General features: G+C 70.3%; 8 protein-coding genes. 2 read left to right on the plus strand and 6 right to left on the minus strand.

What is annotated here, in order from left to right; genetic code table 11:
• Window positions 1–70 precede the first annotated feature (70 nt).
• Window positions 71–385 carry an ArsR/SmtB family transcription factor gene (locus tag AC13HU_RS23405; RefSeq protein ID WP_483043903.1) on the minus strand — a complete coding sequence of 105 codons (315 nt, stop codon included), beginning with the start codon at window positions 383–385 and terminating at the stop codon, window positions 71–73.
• 91 nt (window positions 386–476) lie between these two features.
• Here AC13HU_RS23405 and AC13HU_RS23410 point away from each other — a divergent pair, with 91 nt between their 5' ends.
• Window positions 477–926, plus strand: a complete 450-nt coding sequence (locus AC13HU_RS23410) for an arsenate reductase ArsC (RefSeq protein WP_483043904.1) — start codon at window positions 477–479, stop codon at window positions 924–926.
• 517 nt (window positions 927–1,443) lie between these two features.
• On the opposite strand, the gene AC13HU_RS23415 is transcribed toward AC13HU_RS23410, so the two are convergent.
• Complete coding sequence (locus tag AC13HU_RS23415) at window positions 1,444–2,535, minus strand: C40 family peptidase (protein WP_483043905.1); 1,092 nt, start codon at window positions 2,533–2,535, stop codon at window positions 1,444–1,446.
• A 190-nt stretch (window positions 2,536–2,725) separates the two neighbouring features.
• Complete coding sequence (locus tag AC13HU_RS23420) at window positions 2,726–3,262, minus strand: hypothetical protein (protein WP_483043906.1); 537 nt, start codon at window positions 3,260–3,262, stop codon at window positions 2,726–2,728.
• Between the two features lie 840 nt (window positions 3,263–4,102).
• Between AC13HU_RS23420 and AC13HU_RS23425 the strand changes: the two genes are divergently transcribed.
• Window positions 4,103–4,633 carry a hypothetical protein gene (locus AC13HU_RS23425; protein WP_483043907.1) on the plus strand — a complete coding sequence of 177 codons (531 nt, stop codon included), beginning with the start codon at window positions 4,103–4,105 and terminating at the stop codon, window positions 4,631–4,633.
• Between the two features lie 870 nt (window positions 4,634–5,503).
• On the opposite strand, the gene AC13HU_RS23430 is transcribed toward AC13HU_RS23425, so the two are convergent.
• The 3 genes from AC13HU_RS23430 to AC13HU_RS23440 form a co-directional block, all read right to left on the minus strand.
• Complete coding sequence (locus AC13HU_RS23430; RefSeq protein WP_483043908.1) at window positions 5,504–8,500, minus strand: helix-turn-helix transcriptional regulator; 2,997 nt, start codon at window positions 8,498–8,500, stop codon at window positions 5,504–5,506.
• Window positions 8,501–8,557: 57 nt separating this feature from the next.
• The gene (locus tag AC13HU_RS23435; protein ID WP_483043909.1) at window positions 8,558–8,779 is read right to left on the minus strand and encodes a hypothetical protein; all 222 of its coding nucleotides are present in this window, start codon (window positions 8,777–8,779) and stop codon (window positions 8,558–8,560) included.
• A gap of 33 nt (window positions 8,780–8,812) precedes the next feature.
• The coding region (locus tag AC13HU_RS23440) for a lanthionine synthetase LanC family protein (protein ID WP_483043910.1) at window positions 8,813–9,428 on the minus strand (616 nt) is incomplete at its 5' end.

Consider the following 9,428-nt stretch of genomic DNA (forward strand, 5'->3'; position numbering starts at 1 on the left):
TCGGTGAGTTGGGCGGGCCGGCCGGGTGTGCCGGCGTCGGTGGGCCGGGCGCTGGTCGGCTCGGCGCTGGTCACGGGCAAGACCTCTTCGTATCCGCTGCGGCGGTGGCGCGGGCGGTTGCGGCGAGTGCGGCGAACTGGCCGGCGAGGGTCTCGATCACGTCGGGCCGCAGCCGGTAGTAGGTGAAACGGCCGCAGGGCTCGGTGTCCAGCACGCCGGCCTCGCGCAGCACCTTCAGGTGGTTGGAGAGATTGGTCTGCTTGGCGCCGGTCTCCTCCACCAGGTGGGTGGTGCACAGCGTCTCGCGGGAGAGCAGGGTCACGATCCGGAGCCGTAGCGGGTCCGCGAGAACCCGGATCAGATCAGTGTCGACTGACGTCATCATGGACTGATACTGTCACATCAGTAGTGGCTGACGTCACTGAGTCCTGATATCAACTGGGACTGATGTGCTTTCGACGGGAGAGACCACGAAGATGTCCGACAAACCGCCGTCAGTGCTCTTCGTCTGCGTCCACAACGCCGGGCGTTCCCAGATGGCCGCCGCCTGGATGACGCGCCTCGCCGGCGACCGGATCGAGGTCCGATCGGCCGGCTCGACGCCCGCAGACGCGGTCAACCCCGCTGTGGTCGAGGCGATGCGCGAAGTCGGCGTGGACATCTCAGCCGAGACACCGAAAGTCCTCACCATCGACGCTGTACGCGAGTCCGACGTCTGCATCACCATGGGCTGCGGCGACGCCTGCGCCGTGTTCCCCGGCAAGCGCTACCTCGACTGGAAGCTCGACGACCCGGCCGGTCGGGGCGTCGACTCGGTGCGGCCCATTCGCGACGAGATCAGGGCCCTCGTCGAGGGACTCATCGCCGAAATCGCCCCGGCGCCGACGGCATCGTCTCCCTCGCGCCATCCCTCGCCCGGCTCATAACGGACCAGCCCCGATGCCGGTGACCGGTGACCGGTGCGGCCCGGGCCATCGCCGGCGGCGAGGTGCCGGCGGGGGAGGAACCCGACTACGGGGGTACCCGGGTGCTGTCCAGCGCCCAGGTGGCCGACGTTCACAGCGAGTTGGCCGCCATCAGTTACGAGGTCGTCGAACACCGCTACCGCACGGTCGACTTCACCGGCTGCTACGGCACGAACGCGGGATTGCGACGCCCACGCCTCCCCCGTCAAGGACTACGTGGACGCCTGCCACCTTCTGCGCGACTTCTACGCCGAGGCGGCGAAGCGCGGGGACGCGATGGCTGTCTGGCTGAGCTGGGCTGGGCCGGGGCCGGGCCGGCGGTGCGGGGCGCCCGACCCGCCGTGCGGTGGGCGCCGGGCAGCCTCGGCGAGGTGGGGAGTTGCGAGGTGGCAGCGTGGTTGAGCTTGAGGCGGAGCACCGTGTGCCGTGGCGGCGTTGGAGCTGCCACGGCCTACGGCGCGCCTGCGTTGGGAGCGGCTCAGCAAGCCGGGATCGGGGATCCGTAGCTGTCGTCCGCCTCGTCGTTGCCCTGGCCGGACAGGTAGTACGCCGATACGTAGTCCTCGCCGCCGGTGTCCATGTCGGTGTACAGCCACCAGTGGTTGTACTGTGAGCCCGATCCGACTTGGGCACCCCACTCCTTGCAGAAGACGTAGTTCGTCCCGGCGTTCAGGGTTCCACCCAGGTCGCGGCCAGGAGCCGCACCCCATGTGTCGACCCAGTACGTGTCGCCGTCGGCCACGGGCCCTCCGCCACCACCGCCACCGCTGCCGGTGTCGCCTGCGCACAGCGGATCGCTCGGGTGGTCGCCCACCCACAAGGAGGAGCAGCCGCGCGAGCAGCCGCCGCTGCCACAGCCGTCCTTGCCGTGGACGGATTGGGCATTGGCGACGTTCTTGTCGATCCCCGTTGCGTACTCCTGCCAGTTCGGATTGCTGGCGGAGAAGCCCGCCAGGCGCACCGCCCCCGCATAGTCCGAATGGTCGAGGGCGTCGACGTTCGCGGGTGTGCCCGACTGTGACTCCTGCACGATCAAGCCACCGCCCAGATACATGGCGACGTGGTAAATGCCGTTGCCGACCGCTGGGTTGCCCCAGAACACCAGGTCACCCGGAAGCAGCGGGCTGAGCCCCTGTGATGCGGTGAAGCGTGCCGTGACATGGCTGGAGGTGTGGAACTGGCTGTCCGCGCCCAGCGGCAGGTAGTTCTCGTCGCCGGTCACCGCGTACCACAGCCAGTGCATGAAGCCGGAGCAGTCGTAACCCTTCACGTTGGCGTCGTTGCGTGCGTAATAGGTGCCATCCGACCAACCGTAGGAGGCGCCGGGGTGCGAACCCCAACCACCGCCGAAGCTGTAGCGGATCCGGTCATCGACCGTCTGGCAGGCCAACTCGATCGCTTTCATCGCTTCGACGGTCGGCGGGCTCTCGTTGTCGACGACCGGGCAGTTACCGATCGCGGCACGGGCGGGAGCGGCGCTGAGCTGCACCGCCATTGCGGCCAGCAGCACCGCGACGACGGCAAGGGCCGCCAGACGCAGCCCCCGCAGCCGCCGGATCGTTGCGTACATACGGACTCCCGCGGTGTCCTGTGTCGTTCTTCGGCACTCTCGGTGCTTCCGGTCCGCAGCATGGACGGCTTGCCGTCTGTGCGCGTGATGGACGTGCCCGGGCACGGAGAAGCGGTCCTGGTCGTGGACGAGACCGAACGGCCTGACATCGCTCAATCAAGTTCGGCAGCGCTCACGCGGCCCACACGCTTCAGCACACCCTGATCTTGGAGGTGGGGGAGATTTCCGGACTGTAGTAGCCCGGCGGCCTGCCGTAGAAGTACGCGTTCCGGTAGCCGAGGTACTTTCCGTGGGAGTTCCAGTATATGGATTCGGCATCACCGCCCTGTTGGCTCTTGATGTATGTGACAAAGTCGTAGAACGGGATTTCGTGGTCCAGGCAGCTCACCCACGGGCCGAACCAGTACCACTGGTCGGTTTGGATGTTGTGGATGTGCACGCACATGCTGCCCAAGGGTGCTTGCTTGCTTCCGGTGCACCGGGGGTCCGATGCGGCCTGCGCGGGAGATGCCACACCCATGGTCACGATGCTCGCCATCAAGGCGCCTGTCGCCGCCAGAGTCGCGAGCGGTTTCCTGATCCTCATACCTCGTAGCCCTTTCGCTGGTGATCTGACCTCGTATGCAAAGGCCAGGAGGCAGTTAGCACTGCCTGCCCTGCTCCGTCGAATCAGGTGCTCGCCTGTGGACGATTCGACCGGTCGTCCGCCGGCGGCCTCCTTCTGCATACGCGTTCGCCCGTGTTCGGTGTGATCGGGCGAATGGATTTCCGTGACGTGGGGAATTCCTATCAGCCGATGGTGCCCTCTGAACACGCTCTTTCCTGCTGGGGAAAATGCTGGTGCCGAGCGGGGGTGGCCACCTTCGCCGCAATGGGGGTGCCCGAACGCACCCTCCGGCCAGGTACCCGAACGCCCGTCGCACCCGCTCTCTGCTGTCACAGGCGACACGTCCAACTCACCACGCACAGCACGGGTCTTGCGTCTTCGCCGTGATGTGGGGCACTAATTCTTGGGCGGTTCCGGTGAATGTTGTGTGAATGATGTTCGATGGCGCCTGCTCATCATGATCGTTCCTTGGGGGGACCGAGTGCGCGCCGTCCGTTCGTTGGTTGTTGCCCTGACGTTTGCCTTGACGCTGGTCACCGGCACGCAGGCGGTGGCCGCCGTTGCAGGGCAATGGAATCCGGGCGCGCGTCCCGGTGGTTCGGCGCCCGAACAGAAGTGGGGGTCCGCGGCGGGGCGAAGCCACAAGTCGCCCGCTGACGCCACGGAAGCCGCTGCGACGGGCGGGCACAAGGGTGCGCTCAAGGCGCCCGGCGAACTCCCTCTGGACGCGGGGCTCCCCGCGTCTCCGGTCGGTCCGGGAACCCCGACTCCGCCCGAGTCGGCGCCGGTCAGCCCGACCACCGCCCCCGATACCTCCCGGGTGACCGGGTTCGACGCCGACACGAGCACCGAGATACCCGCGAAGCGGCAGAGCCAGTCCCGCACTTACCGGAACCAGGACGGCACGTACACCACGCAGTACTTCGACGGGCCGGTGAACTTCAAGGGTCCCGGCGGCAGTTGGACGCCGATCGACACGCGGCTGGTGCGGCCGCCCGGGATGGCGACGACGCCGACGGCAACCTGGTGTCCGCACAGGACGCCGAACACGGCACGGCCAGCTACGCGTATGACGCGCTCGACCGGACGACCACCCAGACCGAGTCCGTCAGCGCCGGCAAGAACATCACCACCAGCTTCGGGTACGACGCGGCCGGCAACCGCACCCGGCTCACCGACGGCCGCGGCAACTCCACCGTGTACACGTACAACACGTGGCAGCTGCCGGAATCCACCATCGCGCCCGCCACCGCCGCACATCCGGCGGCCGTGGACCGCACCTGGACCCTCGGCTACGACGCCGTCGGACAGAACACCACTGCGACCGAACCCGGCGGGATCACCCGCACCCGCGGCTACGACGTGCTCGGCGACCTCATCTCGGAGACCGGCACCGGCGCCGAGGCCCCCACCGCGACCCGCACTCTCGGCTACGACCTGTCCGGCCGCCTCACCTCCGCCGGGCAGGGCACGAGGGAGATACCCGAGTAGCCCTTGGGACGGAGGAGTTGCGGTTCGGAACTGTCGACGGCCTGTTGCCCTGTGCGTCGACCGACCGGGGGGAGACCGTATTCCTCGCCCCCGGCGCCGGAGACGATCGTTGGCGGATTTTCGTAGAGGACGGCGAGCGCGAGTTCTTCGAGTACTCGATGGGTTTCGCGCAGTGGCTGTACCTGTACGTGTCTGGTGAGGAAGTGGCAGGCCCCAACAGCTCTGCCTACTACCCGGGGCCGGTGCAAATCCTTGGGCTTCCCATGACCCCGGAGGAGCGCCCCGAGCCCAGGTACGGTCCTGCCCGCTGAGTCGGGAATCGCCCGTCCGGTAGCTTCGGATGTGCCGTAGGAGGAAGCGTTCGGTCCAGCAAGTGCGGTGCTGCGTCCTGGGCCGGTCGAGATCGAGCTGCTTCCGACGCAGCGGCAGGGCAGAGCGGGAGAGTGATACGAACGGTGATGTGGCGGCAAGCGATGCCGGAGTGGGATCGGTTGAGGAGACGCGGCGGTGGGACGCGGGCGTTGTGTACTGGATCGGCGTGGGGATGCATTCCGCGCTTCCTGCACATGCGCGAGCGGGACCGCCTTGTCGCAGCGGGGATCGAGCCCTGGAGCGGCAAGCCGAATCCCTATGCCGGTATGGAATACGACTGAGGCCGCGTTGTCCGAGCCCAGGGTGTCGATCCACGCTCGGCGCGTTCGGGAAGGCGGCACCAGAGGGCTGACGTCAGGTCGTGCAACGTGCCTGCCCGGCCTGCCCCGTGAGATCGGCGAAGGCTTCCGCCGGCCTCCCGGCCTCCCGGCCTCCCGGCCTCCCGGCCTCCCGGCCTCCCGGCCTCCCGGCGTCGTGCCCGACTGCCGGGCGCCCGGGTCAGTGGAGTTGCGCGATCAGCTCGGTCGCGTAGTCGCACAGGGCGGAACGGTGCGGTCGGCCGGTTTTGGCGAGCAGCTTGGCCACGTGCTTTTCCACCGTCCGCGGGGAGATGTACAGCCGTTCGGCGATCTCCTGGTTGCCCAGGCGCGGCGCGAGCAGCAAGAACACCTCGTACTCGCGGGCGGTCAGCCCCTGGCGTCGCAGCGGGGCCGGAACGCCGGGTGTTCCGTCGCGCCGTTGCCGGACGGTCGCGCCCGCCCGGCGAAGCAGGTCGCGACAGCTGTTGGCCACGGCGGGCACGCCCGCGCCGTGGAAGTACTCCTCGGCATCGCGCAGCCAGCCGACCGGATCGCCCCAGCCGTCGGCCAGGGCCACCGGTGCCACCAGGCGCTGGCCGAGCCGACGGGCCATCAGGAACGGTTCACCTGCCTTCTGCGCCTGCGCCACAGCGGCTTCGGCCTGTGCTCCGCGTCCGGCCCGGCCCTCGTACACCGCGAACGCGAGCCGTTCGAACTGCCGGTTCCACGGCAGGGCCGCGGAGGGGTCGGCGACGATCGCCGCGTGCTCCTCGGGGTCCGCCTGCCCGGTCAGCGCGCGCAGCAGCGGCCGCAGTCCGTAGCGGCCGTTGAGGTAGTGGACGGAAGGGTTCCCCTGCTCCCAGGCGAAAGCCTCGTCGAGTTCGCGCAGCGCCTGTTCGTGGTCCTCCTCCAGCAGCGCGCAGATGGCGCGGCTGCCGAACGCCTGCGGCGACTGGAGCGACTGCTCACCGCCCCAGCGACGGAACTCGGCCAGTTCCCGTTCCATCTGCCGGCGCTGCCCCTGGTGGGCGGCCAGCGCCACGCGGGTGAGCAGGACGAACTGGTGGTTGTCGGCGTCCCTCAGCCGCGCGGTGCCCTCGGCGCAGCGGTCGGCCAGCTCCCGGGCCCCGGCGTAGTCGCCGCGCAGGACCTGCTGCATGGCCATGGTGGCCTCGGCCCGGTACATCAGTGCCAGAGCGCCGTGGCCGAGCGCCGCGCGGTGAGCCCGCTCCAGCCGGGTGGAGGAGCCGGTGCACATGAAGTCGTTGACGCCCAGCCACATCAGGGTGTCGAGTTGCCATGCGGTCAGCCGGTGCTCGTTGGCCAGTACGAGGCACTTCTCCAGGTACGAGTCGGCTTGCTCGAAGCCGTGCCGGCGTGCCAGTACGGCGAGCAACTGCCATGCCTGGCACGCGATCTCGGGGAGCCCGGCGCGCTCCGCGCCGTCTGCGGCCTGTTGGGCCAGCCGTTCTGCCTCGTGGGTCCGGTCGCCGCCGCTCTCCTGCACTCCGGAGAGGATCAGATGGGCCTCGACCATCTTGACCGCCGGCCCGAGCGCGGCCCCGGCGGACGGGCCGTCGCCGTCGGGAACCAGCCGTAGCAGTTGGCGGACCTGGCGAAGGCGCCCCGCGGCGTCCTCGAACCGCGCGGCCGTCACGGCAGCCCAGGCGATGCGGGCTTGCAGGGTGGCGGCTCGGACCGCGTCCAGCGCGCCCGGACCGGCTTCCGGCAACTCGTCGGCCAGTGCGCAGGCCCGGTCCAGCTGGCCGTTCTCCGCCAGCGTGTATACCAACTGCTCCACCAGCGGCGCCCGTTCGGCGGCCTGGTCCGCTCCGGGCAGCAGGTCGAGGGCCCGTTCGAGCAGTGACACGGCGGAGTTGACGGCGCCGCTGTCCAGTGCGGACCGGCCGGCCGCCGCGAAGCGCTGTGCGGCCGCCCGGGCGTCCCCGGCCGTCTGCCGCAGGGCGGCGACGAGGACGCACCACTCACCGGGCAGTCCGGGGTGCGCACGTTCGATCGCATCGGCGCCCCGGGCCGCGATCGCGGCGCGTTCGGCGGGCACGAGTGCGGCGACAAGCGCCTCGGCGGTCAGCGTGTGCCGGAACTCGTACCAGTCGCCCACCGGACGGCTGGGCGCGATGAGGTGGGCGTCCATGCCGGCCCGCAGATGGACCAGCAGGTCGCGGTCCGGCAGCCCGCTGACCGCTTGCAGGACGGCCAGCGAGAACCGTCGGCCGAGAACGGCGGCGCTGTTGAGCAGGGCCCGTCCGTCCGGGCTGAGCCGGGCGGAGCGCTGGGAGACGCTGTGTACCACGGTGCGCGGGACGTCGATGTCCAGGTCGCCGCAGACCTGCCAGCTGCCGGCCGGCCCGCGGCGCAGCACATCGGCGGTGATCATGCCGCTCAGCAGTTCCTCGACGACGAACGGGTTGCCCTCGGCGTCCCGGGCCAGCCGGTCGACCACCTCCTGGGGTAACCGGACCGCCGCGTCGTGGGGCGGCGGTCCGGTGGCCGCCAGCGCTGCGTCGGCCATCACCCGGACCTCCTCGCCGGTCAGCGGGCGGGGTTCGCTGAGGATCGCGGACCGGCGCTGGGCGACCTGCCGGGCCAGTTGCTCGGCCGGTCCGGGTTCCGGGCGGAGGGTGGCCAGCAGAAGGATCGGCTGCCCCCGGAGGTTGTCGCACAGGTACTCGATGAGGGCGAGGGTCTCGGTGTCGGCGTCGTGCAGGTCCTCCAGGACCAGCAGACAACCGGGATGTTGGTGCTGCGTCAGATCACGTCCGATGGTGACCAGCAGCCGCAGCATCGCCTCGGCCGTCTCCACCGGCGAGGCCGGTGCACCCGCATGCTCGGCGGTGCGCCACTCGGGCAGCAGGCCGCCCAACGCCGAGCGGTACGGGGCGAGTTCGGCGTCCTCGGGCAGGCCGCCGAGCCGGACGAACGACAGCAGGGCCTCGGCGATCGGGCGGAACGGCGTGACGGCGCCGCTGGTGGCGCCGGACCTGCCGCGAAGCACCGCCAGGCCGCGGGTGAACGCGCGGAACGCGCACTCCGCGGCCAGGCGCGACTTGCCGATCCCGGCGTCGCCGAGCAGGAACACCGCCCGGCCATCCCCTGCACGGGCAGCGACGAGACTCGCGTCGAGTACGGCGAGTTCGGCGCCACGCCCGATCACCGCTGGTGATGTGATGAGCACCAACGGAGAGTATCCCCGGTTCTGATCATCTGCCAGGGGCGGGACGGGGAAAGGCCGTCAGTATCCGCCGGTGTCGCCCCAGGAAGTGACGGTCAGGGAGTAGGTGGGAAACACGGTGGAGTTCTCCTCCTCCATCGTGGCCAGGCCGGCCAGCAACTGGGCGCGGCGGCCGACGATCGCACCAGTGCCCAGGCGGATGCTCCCCGACGGGTGGGCAAGGCCGGCCCCGGTCCGGGTAGTCGGGTTCTTCCATGCGTTGACAAGGGCGTTGTCGCTCATCGGATGCTCTCCTTCGAAGGGCGGGGTGGGCAGTTACGAGGCCGGCGACTGCAGCAGCAGTACCGAGGGAACACGGGAACCGAAGCCGAGTTGCAGCAACGCGTGCCCGATGCCGGCCAGGCCGGTCAGCAGCCCCGGGCTGCTGACGGAGTCGGGTGTCCCGCAGCGCGGGCCGAACCGGTCCAGGGCGGCCAGCAGCGCGGCCGCGCGAGGCAGGGCCGCGCCGGGGCCGGCTCGGCCCGCGCGGGTCGCGGCGAGGAGGAGGTCGAGGGCTCCCGCCTCTCCGTGGCAGAGACTGTGGTCGCCCGCGGTCGGCGCGGCGGCGCGCTCGACCACGAGATCCAGCAGGGTAGCCAACTCGGGGAGGTCTGTTGCGGCTGCGCTGTCGGCGATCGCCAGTGCGGTGCCCGAGGGTTCGTCGCACCAGCCGGTCCCGACCGAGGCCGTCGCGTATCCGGCCGACGCGTTCTGGGCTGTCGCGTTCCGTGCCGCCGCGTTCCGTGTCGCCGCGGTGCGCAGTGCCGCCCGGCCGGCTGCCGCGTGCCCGGGTTCGCCGCCGGCCGCGGCGAACCGCAGCAACGCCCAGCCGACGCCGGCGGCCCCGGTGCTGAAGCCACCGGTCGGCAGGTCGTCGGGTGCCTGGGCGGCG

This window comes from Streptomyces sp. NH27, from assembly GCF_056859195.1.